This is a genomic window from Granulicella sp. S156 (assembly GCF_009766105.1).
Lineage (GTDB): Bacteria > Acidobacteriota > Terriglobia > Terriglobales > Acidobacteriaceae > Granulicella.
On sequence record NZ_LMUH01000026.1, the window covers coordinates 465,784 to 489,565 of the forward strand.

At 56.1% G+C, this 23,782-nt stretch carries 16 protein-coding genes; 10 read left to right on the forward strand and 6 right to left on the reverse strand.

Features of this window, described 5'->3' with window-relative positions:
- Positions 1-36: 36 nt before the first annotated feature.
- From GSQ91_RS23405 to GSQ91_RS23415, 3 genes are all read right to left on the reverse strand, one after another.
- On the reverse strand, positions 37-2,340 hold the full coding sequence (locus GSQ91_RS23405) for a glycoside hydrolase N-terminal domain-containing protein (RefSeq protein ID WP_158824162.1): 2,304 nt from the start codon (positions 2,338-2,340) through the stop codon (positions 37-39).
- Between the two features lie 77 nt (positions 2,341-2,417).
- Complete coding sequence (locus GSQ91_RS23410) at positions 2,418-3,092, reverse strand: HAD family hydrolase (RefSeq protein ID WP_158824163.1); 675 nt, start codon at positions 3,090-3,092, stop codon at positions 2,418-2,420.
- A gap of 31 nt (positions 3,093-3,123) precedes the next feature.
- The gene (locus tag GSQ91_RS23415; protein WP_216845394.1) at positions 3,124-4,089 is read right to left on the reverse strand and encodes a phytanoyl-CoA dioxygenase family protein; all 966 of its coding nucleotides are present in this window, start codon (positions 4,087-4,089) and stop codon (positions 3,124-3,126) included.
- A 142-nt stretch (positions 4,090-4,231) separates the two neighbouring features.
- On the opposite strand from GSQ91_RS23415, the gene GSQ91_RS23420 reads away from it, so the two are divergent.
- Together GSQ91_RS23420 and GSQ91_RS23425 are read left to right on the forward strand one after the other, a co-directional pair.
- Positions 4,232-5,095 carry an AraC family transcriptional regulator gene (locus tag GSQ91_RS23420; RefSeq protein ID WP_158824164.1) on the forward strand — a complete coding sequence of 288 codons (864 nt, stop codon included), beginning with the start codon at positions 4,232-4,234 and terminating at the stop codon, positions 5,093-5,095.
- Between the two features lie 73 nt (positions 5,096-5,168).
- Positions 5,169-6,143 carry a Gfo/Idh/MocA family protein gene (locus GSQ91_RS23425; RefSeq protein WP_158824165.1) on the forward strand — a complete coding sequence of 325 codons (975 nt, stop codon included), beginning with the start codon at positions 5,169-5,171 and terminating at the stop codon, positions 6,141-6,143.
- A 104-nt stretch (positions 6,144-6,247) separates the two neighbouring features.
- On the opposite strand, the gene GSQ91_RS23430 is transcribed toward GSQ91_RS23425, so the two are convergent.
- The gene (locus GSQ91_RS23430) at positions 6,248-7,525 is read right to left on the reverse strand and encodes an amino acid deaminase (protein WP_254064848.1); all 1,278 of its coding nucleotides are present in this window, start codon (positions 7,523-7,525) and stop codon (positions 6,248-6,250) included.
- 90 nt (positions 7,526-7,615) lie between these two features.
- Here GSQ91_RS23430 and GSQ91_RS23435 point away from each other — a divergent pair, with 90 nt between their 5' ends.
- From GSQ91_RS23435 to GSQ91_RS23460, 6 genes are all read left to right on the forward strand, one after another.
- Entirely contained in the window at positions 7,616-9,070 is a 1,455-nt protein-coding gene (locus GSQ91_RS23435; protein WP_158824167.1) for an amidohydrolase family protein, read from the forward strand.
- A gap of 37 nt (positions 9,071-9,107) precedes the next feature.
- The gene (locus tag GSQ91_RS23440) at positions 9,108-9,500 is read left to right on the forward strand and encodes a RidA family protein (protein ID WP_158824168.1); all 393 of its coding nucleotides are present in this window, start codon (positions 9,108-9,110) and stop codon (positions 9,498-9,500) included.
- Between the two features lie 73 nt (positions 9,501-9,573).
- Complete coding sequence (locus GSQ91_RS23445; protein WP_158824169.1) at positions 9,574-10,929, forward strand: gluconate:H+ symporter; 1,356 nt, start codon at positions 9,574-9,576, stop codon at positions 10,927-10,929.
- A gap of 55 nt (positions 10,930-10,984) precedes the next feature.
- On the forward strand, positions 10,985-12,211 hold the full coding sequence (locus GSQ91_RS23450) for a lactonase family protein (protein WP_158824170.1): 1,227 nt from the start codon (positions 10,985-10,987) through the stop codon (positions 12,209-12,211).
- Between the two features lie 140 nt (positions 12,212-12,351).
- Complete coding sequence (locus tag GSQ91_RS23455) at positions 12,352-13,656, forward strand: MFS transporter (RefSeq protein ID WP_158824171.1); 1,305 nt, start codon at positions 12,352-12,354, stop codon at positions 13,654-13,656.
- Positions 13,657-13,975: 319 nt separating this feature from the next.
- Positions 13,976-17,575 (forward strand): TonB-dependent receptor, encoded by a 3,600-nt coding sequence (locus tag GSQ91_RS23460; RefSeq protein WP_158824172.1) that lies wholly within the window; start codon positions 13,976-13,978, stop codon positions 17,573-17,575.
- An 86-nt stretch (positions 17,576-17,661) separates the two neighbouring features.
- Here GSQ91_RS23460 and GSQ91_RS23465 read toward each other — a convergent pair whose 3' ends face one another.
- Entirely contained in the window at positions 17,662-18,462 is an 801-nt protein-coding gene (locus tag GSQ91_RS23465) for a GntR family transcriptional regulator (protein WP_158824173.1), read from the reverse strand.
- 88 nt (positions 18,463-18,550) lie between these two features.
- Between GSQ91_RS23465 and GSQ91_RS23470 the strand changes: the two genes are divergently transcribed.
- Both GSQ91_RS23470 and GSQ91_RS23475 read left to right on the forward strand, forming a co-directional pair.
- The gene (locus GSQ91_RS23470) at positions 18,551-19,504 is read left to right on the forward strand and encodes a dihydrodipicolinate synthase family protein (protein ID WP_158824174.1); all 954 of its coding nucleotides are present in this window, start codon (positions 18,551-18,553) and stop codon (positions 19,502-19,504) included.
- A gap of 174 nt (positions 19,505-19,678) precedes the next feature.
- Positions 19,679-21,124 carry a glycoside hydrolase family 125 protein gene (locus GSQ91_RS23475; RefSeq protein WP_158824581.1) on the forward strand — a complete coding sequence of 482 codons (1,446 nt, stop codon included), beginning with the start codon at positions 19,679-19,681 and terminating at the stop codon, positions 21,122-21,124.
- On the opposite strand, the gene GSQ91_RS23480 is transcribed toward GSQ91_RS23475, so the two are convergent.
- The gene (locus GSQ91_RS23480; RefSeq protein ID WP_158824175.1) at positions 21,113-23,782 is read right to left on the reverse strand and encodes a glycoside hydrolase family 3 C-terminal domain-containing protein; all 2,670 of its coding nucleotides are present in this window, start codon (positions 23,780-23,782) and stop codon (positions 21,113-21,115) included. The genes GSQ91_RS23475 and GSQ91_RS23480 overlap by 12 nt on opposite strands.

A 23,782-nucleotide genomic window follows, 5' to 3' on the forward strand; every position in this document is an offset into this window, starting at 1 on the left:
GACGCCCGCTTCGTTTCCGCTAAGCACGTTTCGATTTCACTGATTCAACTTCGGTTGGAGGTCTGCCCCCAGAAACAAGTGCCCACTTGGAGGGATGACAGCTTCGATTGTTTTCTGGCCGTATTTCACTCTTACCCTCTCATCTTTCTTCCCCTTGATCAGGGCAGAGGATAGCTGTCCGTTACGCCAGTTCATGTCGACGGTGTAATCTCCTCTCGCTCTCAATCCGCTGATGCTGCCCGTGGCCCAGGATTGAGGGAGTGCAGGCAGCAGCTCGATGGTGCCCGTCTGGCTTTGTAGGAGCATCTCGGCAATTCCTGCAGTGACTCCAAAGTTGCCGTCGAGTTGTACCGGTGGATGATCGCCAAAGAGATTCGGGGTAGTGTTCCGGTCCTGAAGCAATTGCTGAATCTGATGATGTGCCGATTCGCCATCTTTGAGTCGTGCCCAGAGCGCTGTTCGCCAGGCAAAGGACCACTCACGCACGTCGCCTGTGTCTCCACGAGCGATCAGTGAGGTCCGCGCGGCTGCCGCTAGCTCCGGGGTTGTTTCCGGGCCAAACTCGCGGCCAGGATAGAGCCCGAACAACTGCGAGGTATGACGGTGGTGATCGTTGGGCGTGTCGAGGATTGGATCGTGCAATTCCGTTCGCCATTCGAGCATCTGTCCCCAGCTGCCGATGCCGGGAAGCGCGAGCTTGTCGCGAAGACCCGCGATGTGCGCCCGATAGTCCGCATCCAGCTGAAGTCCGTCGGCTGCGTCTATATAGTTGGTGAACAGATCCCAAACGATCTCCTGCGAGTAGCTGACTCCGTCCTGTTCGGGTCCGTGCTCAGGAGACCAGCTATTAGGAACAACAAGCTGTCCGTTCGGAAGCTTTTTGAGGTGATCTTCCCAGAACTCTGCTGTCTCCTTGAGGATGGGGTAAGCCACATCTTGCAGATACTGTTTGTCCTGGCCAAAGGCATAGTGTTCCCAGAATAGCTGTCCGTACCAGGCATTCGCTGTGCGGTCCCACTTCCAGCCCATGCCCCCCATGATGTTGTGCGAGGTGCGAATGGCAAACCCTCTCGGACTCTTCATGCCCGAGGGCGTAGCGAGGTCAGAGGCGTCCTGTGTGGCAATCTTCCAGGCTGGTATCTGGCTTTCGACGAGATTGAAGAAAGGGACCGCGCACTCAGCAAGATTGGCAACTTCTGCCGGCCAATAGTTCATCTCGACGTTGATGTTGGAGTGGTAGTCGCTATGCCAGGCCGGTGTATTCGAGTCGTTCCAGAGGCCCTGCAGGTTGGCGGGCAGGCCCCCAGGCCGCGAGCTCGAGATGAGAAGGTAGCGTCCATACTGAAAGAGCAGAGCTTCGAGTTCAGGGTCCGCATGGAGCGCGGCCTCACGTTTGCGGAGATCCGTAGGAAGCGCGCGCTGTATCGGGCGTGATTGTCCCAGATCGAGCGAAACGCGACCAAACAATCTCTCGTAATCGGCGATGTGCTCTGCTTTGAGAGCCTCATAGCTTTTGGTGGAGGCCGCGCGGAGTTGATTCAGAATGTGCTGGTGCGGATCCGGACCTCGATATCCCTTCGAGAAGTCTTCTGCGTAATCGGTTCCGGCATCGATCAATATCGTAATGCTGGAGCAATTCTTGAAACTGATCGTGCCGTCGGAGGCGTGGATATCGCCGCCATGGTGGAGTACTTGTACCCTCGACTCATATTTGAGTTTGTTGACCAATTGGCCGGATGCCTGAAGCGTGTTTGCGGTGCTGAGCGTTGCGGCTTGATGGGCATCCTCAAGAGAGAGTATTCCCGTATAGCTGCCGGGACGACTAGCCGTGAGTTGAATGGCTATAACCCCTGCAGCATGGCTGGCAAAGATTTCGCGGGTATAGGTTACGTCGCCAACCGTATAGCGAATGTGCGACAGGGCGTGGCCTATGTCCAGATCACGAGAGTAGCTGGTTACGTTTTGGTGTCCGTCGAGCTTCAGGTGCAACGTCGCAAGCACCTGGTAGTCGCCCATAGTCGCGTCATCCCCAGAAGGGTTGTTGCCACCTGTCCATAGGCTGTCCTCGTTCAATACCAACTTCTCATCGCTCGGGTCGCCGAAGATGAGCGCTCCAAGATGAGCATTGCCGACGGGGAGCGCCTCGTTCATGGCGTTGTGTGCGGGCGCCGTGTACCAGAGAGTAAGCGCGCTGTGACTAGTTGGCTCTGCTAGCTCTGGCTCGGCTGCAAAGCCGGGACGTACGCTGAGAAGTAGCAGGGCACCGAGTATCAGCTTCTCGAGATGAAAAGATGGAAGCCGTACAAGATGGAAATCGGTGTTGTTCTCTTCGGTGCGCATACCTATCCTTGGTTTCATTTTCATATCGTCGACTAGGGCTTGGCCTCTTCTACTATGACTCGAATATAGAAACCACGCTATACATCCAGGCGAATCCTAATCGTGCCGTCGTCGGATGGAGCGGCCGTGACGTGCTCGAGAGATGGAACGATCCAATCTGCATCTGTGAGCTCAACTGCACTATGTGACGACAAAACCGCGAGGACTCTGCACCCCGCGGCTTTGCCTGCCTTGATCCCAGCTGGAGCATCTTCAATGACCAGGCATTCTGATGGCTTGAACCCCAGAACTCTGGCTCCCATCTCATACGGTTCTGGATGTGGTTTTCCGTTAGTTACATCGTCCGCAGAGATGAAGCTTTGTGGCATCGAAATCCCTGCGGACATAAGCCTGTTCCTCATCAAGGATTCCGGAGCAGAGGTAACAATGGTCCATACGTTTTCTGGAAGAGATGCAATGAGTGGCTTAGCACCCGGTAAAATGACAGCCCCGCTTTGATCTTCGGCGTCGAAGTCCTCCAGGCGCCTGAGTTCAATCATCGGATCCAGATCGGGTCGCAGTGCACGAAGGGTATCGACAGCGCGCCTACCGTGTGTGGACTGAATGGAGAAGGTTCCATCCATGCCATGAAAACGTGCCCAGCGCAGCCAGCACCTCTCATCTGCATCCGTTGAGTTGATGAGTACTCCATCCATATCGAAGAGCACGCCGCGTACAGACACGGTCACGGATGCCAGAAGCGTTCTCGCCATGCTTCTTATTGTCCCATCTCCCGCGTGCACGTCACGGCCATAGATCGACACCAAGAAGACGCCGGCCCAGTGGAGTAAGTTTGGCAGCACCATACTTCGTACGCTCCCATTCGCGTGGATCGCCTGGGAATGCGTAGCCTTCAGGAGCGCGGCGTTCATTCCAAGAGCAAATGCGGCGCTCCCGAAGTGCAGCATCGTCTGGGGTCGCTGGCGACATGGAGATGTATTGTGCCATACGCACCTTGTTCTCAGAGGTGTTGGGTCGTATGCCGTGGGCCAACAGGCTATTGAAGATGAGCAGGTCTCCGGCTTTCATGGGCACCGGATAAACCTCGAATCCCGTTACATCTGGTTTGAAGCCATCCCGCTCCGCAGGCTGTCTCTTTTTCCAGTCCTCGAACGTTCGAAAGAGCTCAGGAACACACTGGAAGCCGCCCGTTTCGGTATCAGAGTTCACCAGTGACAGCACGCCCTGCACGTTAACCGGGAGAGGCTCCAGGGTGGTGTCGATGTCGGTATGGATAAATCCGCTGAACGCCCTGCCGTCCCGATTGGGTGTGTTGAGGTTAGCGCGATCAATGCTGACCCAGAGATGCTCATCGTCCCAGACATCGACGAAGGCGTCGTAGACCCGTTGACACTGCCGATTATCCCAAAGCGTTTGATGGTTGTAGACCTCAACCATGCCGCTGTTATTTAACTCCTTCATAACGTGCGCGCGGAGTTGTCCGCCGGCCCAGGTGTCCTGATTGTTCGGATCCATCTCCTGAAACTCCCACAAGAAGCTCACGAGCCGCTCCACATTCACTGCCGGAACTGCCTGGCGGACGACAACAAAACCGTAGGTTTGCCAGTGCTTAAAATCTTCCTCAGAGAGGACGCGGAGCGGAAGCCTCTTCTCAATATCCCGCAGTGGGGTCTTCATGAAATTCGCCGCCAGGCTATTGGCTTCTGGAGCAGTTGTGGGCTTGCCAAGGGCTTCTGTAGTCATCGTCATCTCAAAACCTCCACGCCGAAGCGCATGTGAGAAATCTAGCGATTTCGAGAGAAAGAATGTTAGCGTGGAGTGGTAAATACTGATACTAAAATCCCATCAAGGTGGATTTTAGAGCCACAAAAGAGCCATAATAGCCCTCTTTATGAAACCCTACCTCGAATACATCACGACACCCAGAGACGCCTCCTGGGTGCTGTTCGATCGGAGGCTGGAACGAATTCCGTTTGAATGGCACTACAACGCGGAATATGAGTTGACGCTCACGCTCAATAGCCGGGGACAGCGCTTTGTTGGAGACAATATCTCCTTCTACGATGACGGAGATCTCGTACTCATTGGGCCGAAGATCCCACATACGTGGTGTTCTACGGAAGCGGTGAAGGAAGGGCAGATGCACCAGGCGCTTGTCCTCTGGTTTACGGAAGCCTTTGTCCGGGGAATGATCGACCCGCACGTTGAGCTGCACCCGATACGGAGGCTTCTAGAGAGTTCGGGACGGGCGCTCACGTTTTCTGAACCAATAAGGGCTAAGGCACAGAAGATGATCTGTGACATGCTCGGTCAAACCTCAGGCACTCGAATCATCTCGTTGCTCAATCTTCTGCTGCTTCTTGCGGCCGATTCGCAAACGAGCTTTCTTACTTCCGTTGCTAATCAGCCGGTGAATCTGCCTACGGCAGCAGAGGAACGTATTGGGCACGTGATCTCCTACCTGCACGAGCATTATCGTGAGCCAATCGAAGTATCGAAACTCATGCGAATCGCTGCGCTCAGCCGCAGCTCGTTACATCGCTTATTCAAGCTTCATACCTTTATGACAACCAATGAGTACGTGGTTCAGTTGAGAATTGGGAACGCGTGCGCGCTTCTCATCAACTCACAAAAGCCGATCTCTGTAATCGCGGACGAGGTGGGATACAACAATCTGGCCAACTTCAATCGCCAGTTCAAGGCTCTCAAGAATAAGACGCCAAGAGATTTCCGTGCCGCTTTTGCGAGACCCTAAATAGAGGTAAATGGTTTGAGGTTTTTGTGAGTTATAAGTCAGCGATGCACCATAAACTAACAGGATGGAAGAGATGAAGCGATCTATTGCATGGGGCATGATCGGTACTGGGGCTGTCGCTCGTCGTTTTTCTGAGGGCTTGCCTTATGTTCCCGGTGCGACGCTTGCGGCAGTGTGGGGCAGAAATGCGAGCACGACAGAGACTATAGCTTTGCAGGCCGGGGCTATTGCCTGCCAGAGAGTGGAAAGCCTGTTGGACAGCAGTATCGATGCTGTTTACATCGCGACCTTGCCGGACAGCCACGCAGAATACTCGATAGCCGCTCTGCAGGCGGGCAAACATGTCCTGTGCGAGAAGCCGGTCATGATGAATGCTGGGGAACTGGACAGAGTGCTTGATATCGCACGTCAGCGTGACTTGCTGTTTATGGAGGCGATGAAGCCATCATTTTTCCCGTTGTATCAACGTCTGCTGCGGCAGTTGGAAGAGGATCCGATCGGCCCCATTGGTTTTGTGCGTGCAGGACATTCGACTGCAGAGGTACCGCCCGAGCATCCCTCATGGCGTCTGGAGTTGGGTGGTGGTGGCCTGATGGCGATTGGAGTGTACCAGGCGTTTCTCGCGGTCTACTGGATGGGAGAGGCACATGAGGTACAGGTGTTGGGACGGATCAGCGGTAGTGGCGTGGACGCCTTTGCCTGCGTACAGACGACGCATGCAGCAGGCTTTGCGCAGTTATATAGCGGGATGGATCTATCCGGACCTGGAGATGCAGTGCTTGCGGGACCTGAAGGGTATGCCACCATCCACAAGAGCTGGTGGAACCCGGTCTCAGCGACCGTCCGTTACCGCGATGGAAGAGTGGTCGAGTTGAACGAGCCGATAGTAGGGGGCGGCTTCAACTATGAGACGGCACATTTTTGCGAGCTCATCCGCAACGACGAGCGAGAGAGCCCCGTGATGACGCATGAACGGTCGAGGCAAATGATGCGGATTCTCGATCGCGCTCGGGCCGCGGTGGGAGTTCGGGATTTGCCGGTGACATGATAGTTTCAACTTAGTGATTGTCTGATGGGGAAATGAAGCTTTCTGTGCTTCTTGGCACGATAGGTTGGCGACGACAAACCTGATCCTGGAATTCAGAAACCCCCTCAAAAGAATGTCTGAATGGCATCGATGACTTGATAGTCAGCATTCAGTACGAGTAACGAACGCCATTTGTCGAAGGTCAGGCAAGGATGCGAAATATCGAAGCCGATCATATCGCCGACTCGAAGGTCGTCCCCTTCGGCAATACTCAAGTACGCGTGCTGATCCATCATTCTGGTGAGCGTCCAGTGCGCAGGCGTCGCCTTCGGGGCTGCATCATTCGGTCTGAAGTGCAGTGCAGGTACAGGCAGTCCAGCATCGAAGGCCGCATCGCGCTTGCCCAGGGCAATAATCGCCTTGTTCGGTTCCGGCACCGATTGCACGTAAGCCCAGACTTGAAGCGCTGGCAAGAGACCCGAGTGCATCTGGTGAGCGATCGGATTACGTTGCAGGATCTTTTCCTGGGCCTCACGATACGCGCCGATATCGTGGGTGAGATAACAGCCTGGGCGAAGGACTACTTCTACAGTGTCGCCGAATCCGGCAGAAGCGAAGACTTCAGCAACCACGTCATACCACGCCGAGCCGGCACCGGAGAGCAGCACAGGCGAACGCTCGAAGCGTCCTTCGGCGATAAGGGTTCGAGTAACGTCCACCGCTCTTTGGAGGAAGGCGCGAATAGACTCTTCCTCCTGCAGAACTCCTTCATAAACTTCTATCCCGCACAGGGCAATGGAAGAGCCCCATCGAGCAAGTGCATCGAGTACAGACTGCAGCTGCCCCTCATCGCGCACACCACTGCGGCCGTCCTCGGTTCCCAGCTCAACCAGCACCTTCAGCCGCTGCCCGGCCTTCGCGAAGAATGCTCCGAGCTGATCGGCCTGTGCTGCCGAATCCACGAGGCAGTAGTATTCGAACTCGGGATCCCGCAACAGCCGCGAGATGATCGCCATGTTCTCCTTGCCGACCAGTTGATTGGCCATCAGGATGCGACGTATGCCGTGTTCGTAGGCGACCTGTGTCTGGTGTGCGGTGGCGAGCGTAATCCCCCAGGCGCCTGCCTCCAGTTGCCTAAGGAACAGCTGGGGAGCCATCGTGGTCTTTCCATGCGGCGCGAGCTTCAGCCCATAGGCCGCGATGAAATGCTGCATCCAGTGGAGGTTGTGCGTCAATCTGCCTTCGTAGAGAACAGCCGACGGCAGGCTGACGTCTTCACGCAGCAGGTTCCAGTCGAGCGATGCGATATCCTCGGGTGCGAGCGGGTGTTCCAGAAGTCCAAGACCTTTGTTCAGCGAGGTAATGGGAAGAGCCGTTATCTGCGCAGATCGACTATCGTTCAACGAAGGAACCTCCGAAAGACTATGGGGTAAAAATGTTGTGCCCCGAAATACCAAATGCATCCAGCCTATATCTATTCTAAGAAGGACAAAATGCCGAGTTGTGACACCCTAATCCGCAATGCCAGCGTCCTGGACGGTACCGGTGCCGATCCGGTCCTGTTGGATGTCGCTCTTCTTGGCGACAGCATCTGCGAGATTGGGCCATCGCTTGAGTACGACGCGAAGATAACAGTCGAGGCGAACGGGTTATCCCTTTCTCCTGGCTTTATAGATGTTCATACACACGACGATACCAGCGTGATCCTTGCGCCAGAGATGTTGCCGAAGCTCTCGCAAGGGGTCACTACGGTTATTGTAGGCAATTGCGGCATCAGCGCTTCCCCTGTCCATCTGCACGGAGAGCCGCCCGATCCTATGAACCTGCTGGGTGATGCGACTGCCTTCCGCTATCCGACATTTGCAGCATATGTTGCAGCGATCAGTGACTCGCAGCCTGCGGTTAATGTCGGTGCTCTGATTGGTCATACGTCGCTGCGCAATAATCACATGGATCGGCTGGATCGCGTCGCGACCGGGGACGAGATTGCTGCCATGCGCACACAACTGCAAGAGGCTCTTGACGGCGGCGCCCTCGGCCTCAGTTCCGGGCTCGCATACCTCTCGGCGAATGCTGCCTCGACGGAAGAAGTGCTGGAGCTGGCACAGCCGCTGGCTGCAGCGGGCGCCGTGTACACGACGCATATGCGCACCGAGACAGAGGCGATCCTCGATGCGATGAACGAGGCCTTCAAGATCGGCCGTCTGAACCACGTGCCGGTCATCATCTCTCATCTGAAGTGCGCCGGCATCGTCAACTGGGGACGCAGTGGCGAAGTCTTGCATGCTCTGGAAGAGGCTCGCGACTCGCAACAGACCGGTTGCGATTGCTACCCTTATGCCGCAGGTTCGAGCACGCTCGATCTGCGCCAGGTGGATGAGCGTGTTGAGATCACGATCACCTGGAGCACCTCCTATCCGGAGGTAGCGGGGCAATCGCTGGCGCAAATTGCATCGGCATGGAACCTGACCCAACTCGAGGCGGCGCGACGGCTGCAACCGGCTGGGGCGATCTATCACAGCATCTCGGAAGAGGACATGCGTCGGATTCTGTCTCACCCGGCGACCATGATTGGTTCCGACGGTCTGCCTAATGATCCGCGACCGCATCCGCGCCTATGGGGAACCTTTCCCCGTGTGTTGGGGCGCTATAGCCGCGAGGAGAAGCTGTTCTCTCTCCCCGAAGCAATTCACAAGATGACTCAAATGCCGGCTCAGCGGTTCGGACTTGCGGGGCGTGGGATCATCCGGAAGGGCTATTTTGCCGACTTGGTGCTCTTCGATCCTGAGAAGATTATCGACACGGCAACCTACACAGATCCAATACGTCCCTCGGAGGGTATCGCGAGCGTTTGGGTGAACGGCGTTCTCTCGTATACAACACAGGGAGCAACAGAGAATCGCAGCGGTCGCTTTCTCGCTCGCGGCAAGACTACGTGGATTCAGTAAACAGGCCAGACCCTTCAGGTTGGCAAGGAGCATGGAAATGAGCATCAAGCGGTATGGCGTCGAGGGCGGTAAAGGTCAAGGCGGTCAGCATCTTCCTTTTGCGCGCGCTGTGGAGGCGAACGGCTGGTTGTTTGTATCCGGCCAGGTCCCAATGGTCAATGGAGAACTCGTCACAGGAAATGTCATCGTTCAATCGCGTCAAGCGATTCATAACCTCCTGGCGATTCTGAAAGAAGCAGGCTATGGCACGGAGCATGTCGTACGTTGCGGTGTGTGGCTTGAAGATGCGCGCGACTTCGCCGCGTTCAATGGAGTCTTCAAGGAGTTCTTCGGCGAAAATCCGCCCGCGCGCGCTTGTGTCGAAACGAAGATGGTTGTCGATTGCAAGGTAGAGATCGATTGCGTGGCCTATAAGGCGCCGGCGGCATGATCCCTGGGCGCTTTTCTGCACAGCATCTCGGAAAATTCATGCTCCAGGCTGGAGCAGTCGCGGTGGCGCGCCCATGATCGATCACCACAGCATCTTTCTGCTTGTTTCAGCCTTGATCGCCGTAATCCTGCTGATTCTGATGATCGCTGTTCTCAAGCTCAATCCCTTCATCACTCTGTTTCTCACCGCTCTGGGGCTTGCCGTGGTTACTGGCATGCCAGCCGTTGGTATTGTCCATTCCTTTGAAGCTGGGGTTGGCGGAGCGCTGGGGCATATTGCGGTCGTTGTGGCACTCGGAACGATGCTCGGCAAGATGATGGCGGAGTCCGGCGGCGCGGACCAGATTGCCTACACGCTCATTCGGCTCTTCGGCGAGAAAAATGTTCCGTGGGCGATGGTCATCATAGGCCTTGTGGTTGGGCTGCCTGCCTTCTTCGAGGTGGGCTTTGTTCTTCTGATTCCGATTGCGTTTACGGTTGCCAGGCGCACTGGCACTTCGTTCATTCTTGTTGGTTTGCCCATGGTGGCGGGTCTGTCCGTGGTGCACGGATTGGTCCCGCCCCACCCTGCGGCCCTGATGGCTGTGACTATCTTCAAGGCTGACGTAGGACGCACCATCTTCTATGCGTTGCTCATCGGCCTTCCCACCGCCGTCATCGCTGGCCCGCTCTATGCGAAGCTCATCGCTCCCCATATACATCTTCGGCCAGAGAATCCGATGGCGGCGCAGTTCGTCGATCATGGAACGGAACGTAAACTGCCTAGTTTCGGTCTTACGCTGTTTACCATCCTGTTGCCCGTAGTTCTCATGCTAGTAGGTAGTTGGGCCGACAAGGTTTCTTCGCCGGGAAGCAGGGTCAACGGAGCTTTGCGCTTTGTAGGCAATGACGACATGGCCCTGTTGATCGGCGCGCTTTTCAGCTTTGTAGCGTTGGGCATAATGCGAGGCCTCTCGCGGCAGACGATCCTCAAGTTCAGCAATGAGTGCATTGCACCAACCGCAACCATCACGCTGCTGGTCGGCGCAGGTGCGGGCTTCGGACGGATCTTGCAGGATAGCGGAGTCTCCAACGCAATCATTCTGGTAGCGTTGCATAGCCATATCCCGCTGCTTTTTCTGGCTTGGCTGCTCGCCGCGCTGATGCGCCTCGCAACCGGTTCGTCGACTGTGGCGATGACCACCGCCGCCGGCATTGTGGCCCCGATTGCGTTGCACAGTACTGGCGTGCGTCCCGAGTTACTGGCCATCGCGACCGGAGCTGGTTCTCTGATCTTCTCGCACGTCAACGATGGCGGATTCTGGCTGGTCAAAGAGTACTTCGATATGAGTATCACGGACACGATCAAGACATGGTCGGTTTGCGAGACGATTATCTCGGTTGTTGCGCTTCTATTTACGGTGGGTTTGTCGTTTGTTGTCCGAACATGAAACGGTGTACGCATGCAGTGGCATTAGAAGGGTGGATAAGTTGGGAGATCAGAGTTTGAGGAGTGCCTTTTCGCGGCGGCGTTTTCTACAGAGTACGGCCTCTCTTGCGTTTGCGCATTCAACACTCGGCGTAGCCGCCAGTCTCGCGAATCGCGCGAAGTCCGATAAAACTCTTGCCTATGTGGGAACCTATACGGGCATCGCGGGCAGCGGCAGCAATGGCGAAGGCATCTATGCCTTCGAGATGGATCTCCTGACCGGCGAGCTGTCGCATCGCAAGCTCGTCGCGAAAACTGAAAACCCCTCTTGGATAGCCATTCATCCGTCGAAGAAATACCTTTACGCCGTCAATGAAGTATCGAGTTACAACGGCAACAGTGGCTCTGTATCCGCCTTTGCCATCGACTCGGCGAGTGGCGATCTCAGCCCACTGAACACGGTCAACTCAGAAGGCGCCGACCCGGCCTACCTCAGCATCGATTCTTCAGGAAAATATGCATTCGTAGCGAATTACGGAGGTGGCAGCATCGCCGTGCTCCCTATTCAGCCCGACGGCTCGCTGGGATCAGCTGTGGATGTCCGTCGTGATACCGGCTCCATAGGCAGTACGGTGGCAACGAATGCGTCGCCGGGTAGTTTTGCTGTAAGCGGGCACGATGCTCCCCATATGCACATGATCGCCCCCGATCCGCAGAATCAATTTGTCCTCGCAACGGATCTGGGACAGGACAGAATCTACAGCTTCCGTTTCGATCGCGTGTCCGGAAAGCTGGCTCCATCCAACGATGCGCCGTTCGCTTCTTTGCCCTCGGGGGACGGGCCCCGCCACTTTGTATTTCACCCCAACGGCCATTGGTTGTATGCCATTCAGGAAGAGGCTTCGACCGTTGTCCTCTTCCACTACGATTCAGAGACTGGTTCGCTGACCTCTCAGCAAACGATCTCAACGTTGCCTCCGGGTTTCACGGGATCGAGCTTTGCTTCAGAGATCCTGATATCCCCGAACGGGAGATTTCTTTACGCTGTCAACCGTCTGCACGACACGATCGCCGTCTTTGCCATCAGCACAACTGGAAAGCTGAGACGCGTCGGCGAGATATCAACGTTGGGTGATTATCCCAACCAATGCAGGATCGATCCCAGCGGAAATTTCTTCTACGCCTGCAACAGACGCAGCGATGCCATCACCACGTTCAGAATCCATCGTGACACCGGTCTGCTGACATTTACCGGACAGTACACGCCCGTAGGGAGTCCGGCAAGTATCACTTTCCTGCGGTGAGTGCTCCGTGTTTCTATATTTCAGTGTGCATGGCAGAGTCATGCCTGGGTCCCGTTTCGCGTTTAGGCTAAACCCTCGCAGTTGGGCCTTCGGGGTTTCATCGTATCGGGTGGTTTGTGGTATCCCTCTCTGAAGCCCTTATGGATTTTCCCGACAAAGCCACGGCGCCCTTTTCCAGAGAAACAGCCAGATACTCGTGGCTTGTTGTGGCGATGTTGTGGTTTGTCTGTTTCCTTAACTATGCAGACCGGCAGGGTATTTTTTCGTTATTCTCCCTGCTGAAAAAGGAGTTTGCTCTGTCCGATGTGCAGTTGGGGATCGTTGCAGCCTGTTTCATGTGGGCGTATTCGATCTTCGGGCCTGTGGCGGGATGGATCTCAGATCGTGTCTCGCGATCACGCATGGTTGTAGGCGCGCTGTGCTTCTGGTCCGTGATGACAGGAGCGACGGCGTGGGCTCATAGCTACCACTCGCTCCTTTGGCTGAGGTCGCTAGGAGGATTAGGCGAGGCATTTTATTTCCCGGCAGCGATGTCTCTGATCGCAAGCTATCACGGTTCCACGACGCGTTCGCGTGCGATGGCGCTCCATCAGTCCAGTGTGTATGCGGGGACAATCTGCGGCGGAGCGATGTCGGCTTATGTGGCAGAACGAACCGGCTGGAGGAGCAGCTTCGAGATATTCGGCGCACTTGGGGTGCTGCTTGCTTTGGTTCTGTTGTTCTTTCTCCGGGATCCTGTCGCGCCCGTCGATGCTTTGGATCCGTCCGCTCCAAATGGGGAGAAGGTTGGCGGCAGTCTGGTGAGCAATCTACGCGAGATGGTTACAAACAAGGGTGTTCTGGTCATGATTGCCGTTTTCATGGGGGCCAACTTCGTGGCTGTCATTTTTCTGACTTGGATGCCTACCTTTCTGCAACGCAAGTTCAATATGCATCTTGGAGCTGCGGCCTTCAACAGTACGGCCTACATCCAGGCTGCATCGGTGATTGGAGTGATTGCCGGAGGTTTTCTTGCCGACTTCTTTTGCCGCAGGTGGACGGGGGGAAGGCAGTTGGTGCAGGCCCTCGGTCTACTCGGTGGGGTGCCGTTCCTTTTCTTCACCGGACACTCCCTGACGGTGAGAGTGCTGATCTCCTCCATGCTTGGATTTGGTCTGTTCAAAGGGCTTTATGACGCCAATATCTGGGCTTCACTGTACGACTTTGTGAAACCCGAGCAGCGAGGGTTCGCTACGGGGCTCATGAACTCTCTCGGCTGGCTGGGTGCAGGGTTTGCCCCGATTGCCGTCGCAGCCGCAGCCTCCCGGTATAGCCTGAGCATCTGCATCAGCATGACTGCGGCCATTTACTTTCTCCTCGTACTGCCGCTCTACTTCCTGTTTCTGAAGCGATCGAACGCACTGCCAGCCGTTCCTCCTGTTGCAATAGATCATCTCAATTCTTGATTCTGCAAGGCTTAGGCCGCCAGGCTCGCCGCTCTCCGAGCTGTGCAGCGTGAAGCAGGACGCCCGGAAAAGATGATCAAGGCGTAGGATTTTTATTCAAATTTTTCTCTGCCTACACATGGATGACATGCTGTCGACAGAAAAAATGATATTGTCGACAGATTTTTGTTGCTTTTGGAGGAGACGGGAGTTAGTTTTACTGAATATTCAACTTGAGCCCCGTCAGCCGACAGAATGATCGCTTCATAACCATCATTTCTCGATCAATCGGTGCATTCAGGCATGAGCAGGTTTACGGACGCTTTTCCAGGAGGCAGTTATGCGTGGTTTGAAGATAAAGCTCATCCTCGGCGCTATTCTGTTGGTGCTATGTCGCTGCATTGCGGCGTCGGCCCAGACGGTCACGGGCGATATCGGCGGCGTCGTTGCCGATAACAGTGGTGCCGTGATTGTGGGAGCTCAGGTAACGGCGACCAACGTGGCCACTGCCGTTGTCACGTCGACAGTCACCAATAAAGACGGCATTTACAGTATTCGCTTCCTGCCGATCGGCAGCTACAAGGTGACCATCACGGCCGCCGGTTTTGGCACACAGACCTTCCGTCCTTTTCTCCTGGAAGTCGCGCAGGTTGCGGAGGTGAATGCGAAGCTGAAGGCCGGTGAAAAGACCAGCGTAACGGTGGAAGCGAACGAAGCTCCTATCCTGAACACGGAAAACGGGATGGTCAGCACCACGGTCTCCGAAACATTGATCAACGATTTGCCCATTAACGGCCACAATTTTACCGAGCTGACGCAGGTTATGCCCGGCAGTAGTGTGGCCGACGGCAACCAATGGAACGGCTCAATCGGTAGCCCGAACAATACCGAACGTGCACAGAGCTTTGCTACGCTGCCCAACATAAACGGCAATCGCACGTATTCAACCAATTTCACGTTGGACGGCATTAGCATCATCGACACGGGCGCCAACTTGAATAATTCCGGTACCGGTGGGTTCGGCGTTCCCGGATACAACGTTCCTCCTGAAGCGCTCCAGGAAGTGACCATCCTTTCGGTAGTGCCTCCTGCCGAGTATGGTGACGGTGCAACGCAGATTCTTTCGATTATGAAGGCCGGAACGAGCCAGTACCACGGCAGCCTCGGCGCATACCTGCAGAACTGGGAGATGGACGCGAACACCTTCGGCAATAAGCGCGTTCTGCCCGGCAGTGCGTTTACACCGCGTACCCACTACACGCAGACAAACTACAACGCTACACTGGGCGGACCAGTTCCGTTCATGCACAAGAAGCTCTTCTTCTTTACAGACTACGAGGCGTATCGTCTACCTTCGGCAAGCCAGCAGAGAATCAACGTGCCACTGAATGCGTGGCGCGGCAACACCACCAGCAGCGATTCGTTCGATAGCAGCGTTTCTCCGTTGGCGGGGTATGCTTACTTCGGTTCCGCTGTTCCGCAGTTATACGATTCGCAAAACAACTTCGCGCCCTTCAATCAGACCATCAATGGTGTGACCTACCAAAACCTGGTACCCATCAGGAACCCGGTTGCGAAATATATATTCGCAAATCCGAGTCTGTTGCCGTTGCCTAATGAAGCGGCGTCTGGGTCCGTTATTCAGAATAATTATGCGGCCAATACCAAATCTCTGACCCGGAACGATCAGGCCGATATGAAGATCGACTGGACACCGACGGACAAGGACAAATTTTTCCTGCGCTGGTCACAAGGTGAGGCGTCCGGCTATCCATCGCAAGAGGTTACCCCGGTTGCGTTTACAAGTGACAGCGACTTTCCCTTCCTCCAGTCTGCGCTGAACTATACGCGGGTGATCACGCCATCTATCGTCAATGAGGCTCGCGTAGGGTTTACGCGGATAGCCTACAAACAGTTCAATCTCGATCTGTCCGGGCTCTTCAAATCGGGTGAATCGGCGGTGGGAATTCCATGGCCGAACGCCGTGTCCGGTTTCAGCGCCCAAAGCTACAAAGAAAGCACCACCAGCGGTGGTGCGGGCACTATCGGCACGTCGGCCAGCGGCAACATTGGCATTGACAACCATTTCACCTATGGCGACGACCTCACCTGGCAGCACGGACGGCACATCAGCAAGTTCGGCGCACAGTTGTTCCGCGTTCAGAATAACTTCTTCCTGAACAACACAAATGGCCTATTGGGCAACTTCAACTACACCGGTGCATTTACAGGCAATCCAGCGGCGGGTTCCTCCGTCGGATACGATTATGCCGACTATCTTCTGGATTATGTCCAGAGCTACTCTGTTTCGCTACAGACGGGTGATGTGGGGACACGCCAGTATCGTTTTGCTGCCTTCGCACAAGACGATTTCAAACTGACCCCAACCCTGACCCTTACCTATGGCCTGCGCTGGGAATATGACCAGCCGGTATACGAGGTCAACAACAAAATATCGAACCTCAATCCCACAACCGGAGTCCTTCAGTTGGCGGGCGTGAATGGAAACAGCCGGTCGTTGTATAAACCGACCTATGACGATTTCGATCCGCGGGTCGGATTCGCCTGGAGCATAAACCCGAGACTGGTAGTGCGCGGAGGTCTAGGGGTTAGCAGCTTTATGGACTACAACCTGCTTGGCTATCGTCACACCGGCAATGCGCCGTTCAGTATCGGCTATGCGGGAACGGCAGCGCCTCCGACGACGACCTCCGGCGGATCGCCCTTCGCCGTTACCAATGGATTCGCGACGGCCGGCGCTACTCCCGGCGTCAGCTTTACCACTTGGAACACTCTGAAACCGCTGTTCGAGACACAGTTCAGCCTGGTGACGGAGTATGCCATCAACAACAAGCAGAGCGTTACCCTGCAGTATGTTGGCAATACCGCACAACATCTGGGGGACGAGCGCAATATCAACCAGGAGACCCTGGCCAATACGCCATCCAGCGCGGCCTTCAACGCTACTGTTGTCAGCACGCCTGCTGGGAATGTCACCATCGGCACCAATGCGGTACAGCTATTTGAAACGGAAGCCTATTCCAACTTCAATGCTGGTGAAGCAACCTATCGGCTGCGTCCTTCGTACGGATTTGAGATCGCGGTCAACTATACCTACTCCAAAGCGCTTGGCGATACCTCGGGTCCGCTTGCCGTCAACGACAACAACGTTGCCTCTGGCGATCCTCAGAACAACTTCTGCCTGCGCTGCGAATACGGGCCGTCCGCCAGCGACAGCCGGCACATGCTGAACAGCAACTTTGTCTACGATTTGCCGTTCGGTCGAGGGAAACAGTTCGGAGGGAGTATGCCAATCTGGCTGGATGAAATAGTAGGCGGATGGAAGGCCTCCGGCACCGCCGTGCTCTTTTCGGGGCAACCGAATACGATCACTGCAAACGGTGGCGCTGTAACTGGCGGAGGAACGCTCCGCGCCAACCACTACCGTCATATGGTGATCAAAAATCGCAAGGATGGTCTGTATGTGACGACGGCAGGAGGTGATGGCTCCACTGCATACCCGAATACCTATGTCATCGCTGGAGCATGGGGAACGGATCCGTCCGCGACAAACTCAGGTACCGCAGCAGCACCGGCAGGAAAAACAGCTACCTGCGGCAATGCAGGCGGTAATGATGGTATCTGTGCCTATGGTCAGCCAGCGAGCCAGGTAACAGGTCAGGCTCCGGTCTTCGGTACGGCCAGTGTTGGTTCGGAGCGTTCGCAGGGCTTCCGCAACATAGATGCCTCCGTGCAGAAGTCTTGGAAGTTATATGGGGCTCACGAACTCCAGTTCATCACCGAGGCGTACAACGTTGGCAACATCAGCAGCTATAACAACGAGGGCCGCACGGTAAACGGTGGTAGCACTTGGGGCTACGTCCAGAGCACACGATCACAACAACGTCAGCTGGAACTTGAATTGAAGTACAAGTTCTAGCCAATTGTGAGAGCGGGGCGTGCTGTCTTGCGGAAGCGCGTCCTGCCTGTTTTCGTTGTTCTCTTCGCTGCCGGCACGTCAGTTAGCTATCGCTTTGCGGAACGGCCGCCGGGTTGGGAAAACTCCAGAGGATGATCGCGCATTGCATTTTCCCGCTTCCATAAGTCGAACTCATCCAGCCGTTCTTTCATGCTGGTCTGGATGTGTTCAGAGAGCAGGGCAGAGGCCTCCTCGACATGTCCTTTGGCCACGGCTTGCACGATCGCTACATGCTGCCGGTGAATTTGTTCGAGCATGGAGAGTTCATGTCCGTTGTGGCGCATGGCAAAGATTCTGACCAAAACCCGGGTGTCCGCGATGATTTTCTGCATGCGGACATTCTGTGTGGAGAGGACCAGCAGAGCATGAATTTTCATATCAAGACTGCTGAACTCGGCCATCTGCTCGGGGTTCAGTTCGCGCTTTCCGCTTTTTCTGAGGGCCCGGATGATGGTCTGGACACTCTCGAGATATCCCTTCAGCTGCGTATGGTTCGTAGGATGAAGACCGCGCTGCGCTACCTTGCGAACGGCATAGATTTCGAGGGCTTCACGGACCTCATACAGGTCGACGATGTCCTCGCGAGTGAGCTCGACGACGACAGCGCTGCGGTTCGGCGCCTGTTCGAGCAGTCCGTCGGCGATGAGATGCCCGATGGCCTCGCGCACGGGAGAACGGCTCGTCCCAAGATCGCGCGACAACTGCAACTCGGAGATGACGTGTCCACCTTGCAAAGCACCTGTGCTTACCAGTTCATGGACATAGTTGTAGATGCGGGCCCTGGCGGATCGTGCCGCTGTAGAAGCTCCACTGCGCGGAACAACGCTCTTTTTCTTCACAGTCTTCATCACAACATTCTGCTACGTGAAGACCGTTTTGTGCCAGTATTTTTGATGTAGAACAAATTGTCGACATATTGGCGACAGAATTATTACCATGAAAGACGGCCAGGAGGTTCCCATCAAACACCCCCCCACAGTTAGCAGTCCGTACGTTCGCGAAGTCTTTGCCGCTATGACCCTTCCGCGCACAGTGCAGGGCATCGTAGATTTGGAGGTGTTCGCTCGTCATCTGGAGTTCGTACTGCGAGCTGGCGTGAAAGGGTTCGTTCTAAATGGAGCGACGGGTGAGTACTGTCTGACATCGTGCGATGAGCTTGGCCAGATACTGCGGCGGGCTCGCGAAGTGACGGGCCCTGGAGTCAAATTGCTTGCAGCGATCGGCGGCGCCAGTCTTACGCAGACCCTATGCCGGCTTGATGTGGCGGAGGCTGCGGGCGCTGACATGCTGTTGTTGCCGATGCCATACTTCTTTCCCTACGAGCAGCAGGACCTGATTGCATTTTCAAAGCATGTAGCCGAACATGCTTCACTGCCGCTGCTGCTTTATAACCTGCCGGAGTTTACGACAGCGCTGGAACCGAGCACAACGCTTGAGTTGCTTGCAGAGATACCGAAGATCAAGGGCATCAAGGACAGCAGCGGGAGTCTGAAGACGGTGCGGCTGTTAACGGCGTTGCGTCCGAAAGCCAATCGCGTGATAGGAAGCGATGGGGCACTGTATGAGGCACTTGTCGAAGGGGTATGCGACGGCGTTGTCTCTGGCGTGGCATCGGTGCTACCGGAGCTAATGCAGGCTTTGTACCGCGCAGCCGAGGAATCGCCTCTGGGAGAGACGGCGCTAGGGCTCAATGCGAGCCTGGAGGAGTTTCTGGGGTGGCTCAGGCGGTTTCCGGTACCGTGGGGATTGAAGATCATCGCAGCGGAGCGTGGCCTTTCTGCGGCTGATTTTCCTCTGCCGATGTCGCCGCAGCGCACAGCAGAAGGGCTGCAGTTTGTGGAGTGGTTTCGGTCGCATCGCAGTAGGCTGCTGGCCGACGCGGCACTTTAGATTCTTGCGTGGTGGAGGTCTCTGCGAGAGATCATGACCTCTGTTTCGAGGTTTACAGCTCATGTGATCTATTCTGTTTGTTAGGTATGTCAGAAGCGAACAAACAAAATATGACCAAGCGAATCTGGGATGAGCCTAATCCAGTGGGCATACCTTTGGTCGGGGTTGATTGATATGAGTGTTTTATGGACGAGACGGGCTGCGATCAAGACAATTGGCGCGGCATCGATGGGGCTAAGCTTTAGCGCTGCAACGCCAGCATGGGCTTCTGCAAATATGCAGGATACAGAAGCCAACTCGGGCCGCCCGAAGCCAGGGGCTCGCAAGTTCAAAAGTGTGGCTGTCGAAGACCTGATCGTAGAGATTAGCCGGAAGATTGCGGATCCGAAACTGGCGTTGCTATTTGCCAACTGCTTCCCGAATACCCTTGACACCACGGTGGAACCGGGGAGCTTCGAGGGCAAGCCGGATACCGCAGTCGTCACTGGTGACATTGCTGCGATGTGGCTGCGTGATTCTTCCGCGCAGGTGTGGCCCTATCTGCCATTGGCGAAGAAGGACTCTGCGCTAAGGCAGTTGTTGGAAGGAGTGATTCGGCGGCAGGCACGCTGCCTCCTGATCGATCCCTATGCGAATGCCTTCATGGCCGATCTCAGTGCACCTCCATTGAGCTGGAGCACGAAGGATCTGACAGATCTGAAACCCGGCGTTGGCGAACGCAAATACGAACTGGACTCACTCTGCTATCCCATACGGCTGGCACATGGCTATTGGAAGCAGACGGGCGATACTGCTCCCTTCGACGCGCGCTGGAAGCAGGCAATGACCCTTGTGGTGCAGACGATGCGTGTGCAGCAGCGCAAGCATGGTGATGGGCCGTATCACTTCCAGCGCACCTCAGATAGATCGACGGAGACCCTGCCTGCGGAGGGTTATGGGAATCCGGTCAATCCCGTGGGCCTGATTGCGTCGGGCTTCCGTCCGTCGGACGATGCCTGTATCTTCCCCTTCCTGGTGCCGTCGAATCTATTTGCTGTGACCTCTCTGCGTCAGCTTGCGGAGATGGCGAAGACGATCCTGCATGACGACGCGCTGGCGAACGACGCCCACAGTCTTGCGAATGAAGTGGAATCGGCGCTGCAACAGTATGCGATTGCCAAGACATCGACTGGAACCATCTGGGCTTATGAAGTGGATGGTTTCGGAAGCCAGTTGCTGATGGACGACGCGAATGTTCCCAGCCTCCTTGGATTGCCGTACCTGGAAAGTTCGCCGGATGCGGCGCTGTATGCCCGCACGCGCGATTTTGTCTGGAGCAACCGCAATCCATGGTTCTTCCGTGGCAGCGCAGGGGAGGGCATCGGCGGCCCACACGAGGGGAAGGACATGATCTGGCCCATGTCGCAGACCGTCTATGCGCTGACGAGTAACTCCAACACCGAGATTGGCCATGCTCTTGCCATGCTGAAAGCGTCAGCGGCGGCTACTGGCTTTATCCATGAAAGCTACTTCAAGGACGACAGTAGCCGCTTCACACGGCCTTGGTTTGCCTGGGCCAATACTCTCTTCGGCGAGTTGATCGTGAAGCTGGCGGCGACGCGACCAGAATTACTGCGATAGCTTATCGGCTGATCCATTGTCGAGCGCCTTTTCGCCGGTAACGCGAAAGGGCGCTCCCTTATCGCTTGCTCGATCCGGCTGTGTTCCCCCGACGAATAGCCGATAGCTTCCAGCCCGCACGGCGCGCTTGCCTGCTGGGTCGACGAAGCTCATCCGCTCCGGGTTGAGCGTGAAGGTTAATTCACGCGACTCGCGCGGACCAAGCTGCACTCGCTGCATGCCAGATAGTGCCAGATGCGGAGCTCCATTAGTCTGAGGCGGGACGACGTAAAGTTCGGCGACCTCGCTGCCTGCGACATCGCTGGCGTTGTGCAGGGTCACCGTTGCGGTAAGACTCTCGCCTGCGCTTACCGTGTTATGCGAAAGATGTATCGGGCCGTATTGGAAGTGCGCGTAGCTGAGACCGAAGCCAAACGGGTAGAGCACCGGACCGCTGAAGTAACGATAGGTGCGGTGAGCCATGGAGTAGTCGGAGAACGAAGGAAGATCCTGCGCGGAGCGATAAAAGGTGACTGGAAGCCGTCCTGAAGGATTGGATCGACCGGAGAGGAGGTTGGCGAGCGCATGGCCGCCCTCTTCTCCCGGATACCAGGCAGCGAGTACTGCCGAAGCCTTTTCCTGAACAGGGCCAAGTGCAACTGCAGAGCCCGAGTTCAACACAATCACCAGCGGTTTGTGCAGATCTTGCAGACGGCTCAAGAGTTGTTGCTGGCTTGACGGCAGATCGAGACTGGTGCGGTCCCCGCCGGCAAAGCCATCGAGATGCAGTTGCAGGGCCTCACCCTCTAGATCCGGCGACAGGCCTACGAATGCCACGATGACGTCAGAGCGACGAGCGGCTTCGACGGCTTCAGCAAGCAATGCTTCGGCCGGGGGCTCCCATTCCAGGGCGATACCTTCATCCTCGCCGGTGTGTAGCAGCTCCAACTGGATCGCATGAGGTGAACCCTTCGCGAAGTGTAGTGTGACTCGATCCGGCTGAGCTTTAGTGCCATCGTTCTCGAGGACGGGCTTGCTGTCGACGAGAAGGCGGAATTGGTCATGTGTCGTGCAATCCCAGCAACGCTCCACATTGACATGCAATACATAGTCTCCGGCAGACGGTGGTACCAGCCAGCCGCTCCAGCGCGCCGCATAGTGGGTTGCAGTGATTTTCGAATCTGGTCCGACCCTGTCGAGGTCCAGGTCAACCTTACCGACGGTTTCCTTGATAAGCGGTTTGCCCTCGAAAGATGGCCGCTCGAAGTACTCAGCATTCAAGCCCTCGGAGGCATCTGGTCCTGACCCGGTTCGCAGGGCTGTGCGAGGAATGGGAGCGGATACTCCTGCTGCGAGAAGACTGCCTTGTGCGTAATGAACGTTCTTGAAAGCTTCGCGCAAGCCTTCCAGCGGTGTCACAGGATTCGAGGCGGTGCCGTGATAGTTGGCCTCCAGTACTTTGAGCATGTCGGCTGTGGGGCCGATGACGGCGACGCTTTGGGCTGGTTTGAGGGGAAGCGTTCCATCGTTCTTGAGCAGTACAACCGACTCTTCCGCGGCCCGAAGCGTAAGGGCCCGATGCTGTGGCGTGTCGTTGTCAGCGGCGTTCAGATGATCGTAGGGCGAGCAGCCTGCTTGATCCATCATGCCCAGGCGCAGCCGCGCGAGAAGCAGCCGGTGAAGAGAACGATCAATCGTCTCTTCGGACACCAGCTTCTGCGCGAACGATTTTTGCAGAGCGGCATAGGTGTTGCCGCAATCCAGATCAACGCCGGCATTGAGAGCGGCAGCGGCGCCGTGGGCTGCGTCGGCGGTATAGTGCTGGTACTCGGTAATGTTGCCTACGGCGTCGCAGTCCGAGACAACATAGCCACCGAATCCCCAATGATCTCGCACAGTTCGCTGCAGCAGACCGGTGTTGGCGCAGGAGGGTATGCCGTCGATGGCGTTGTAGGAGCACATGAGCGCCGCTGCTTTAGCATCAGTGGTGAGGGCGTGGAAGGCGGGTAAGTACGTATCTGCAAGATCGTGTGCAGTAACCTGCGAGTTGAATCCATCGCGACCTTCTTCCGGCCCGCTGTGCGCGACGAAATGTTTCGGTGTGGCGTCGGCCTTGAGATAGAAGCTGTCACTGCCTTGAATGCCTTCGACGAACTGGGTTCCCAACGAGGCCGTCAGGAAAGGATCTTCTCCATACGTCTCCTGCCCACGTCCCCAACGAGGGTCGCGAAAGATGTTGATGTTGGGTGACCAGATCGTCAGGCCGCCATAGCGGGGAGAATCTTCGCCCTTATGGGGATTGAACTTGGCGCGGGCCTCTGTCGAGATGGTGTCGCCGACCTCGCGGAGCAGGGCTGGATCCCAGGTAGCCGCGAGGCCAATCGCCTGCGGGAAAACTGTGGCATAGCCATTGCGTGCGAGACCATGCAGCCCTTCATTCCACCAGTTGTAGGCCGGTAGTCCAAGCCTTGGTATGGCTGGCGCGCGATCCTGCAGTTGCGCAATGCGCTCTTCGACCGTCATCTGCGCGATCAGCCGGTCGATGCGTGCGTCGAGCTGTTGCGAGCTCTGCTGGTTCGAACAAATATTTTGCGCCAGGCCCGATGGCAACGGCACAGCGATCAGAGCAGCAAAGGCGGAGAACGGAATAGCTACGGCTGCGAGCAGACGGCGGCTCAT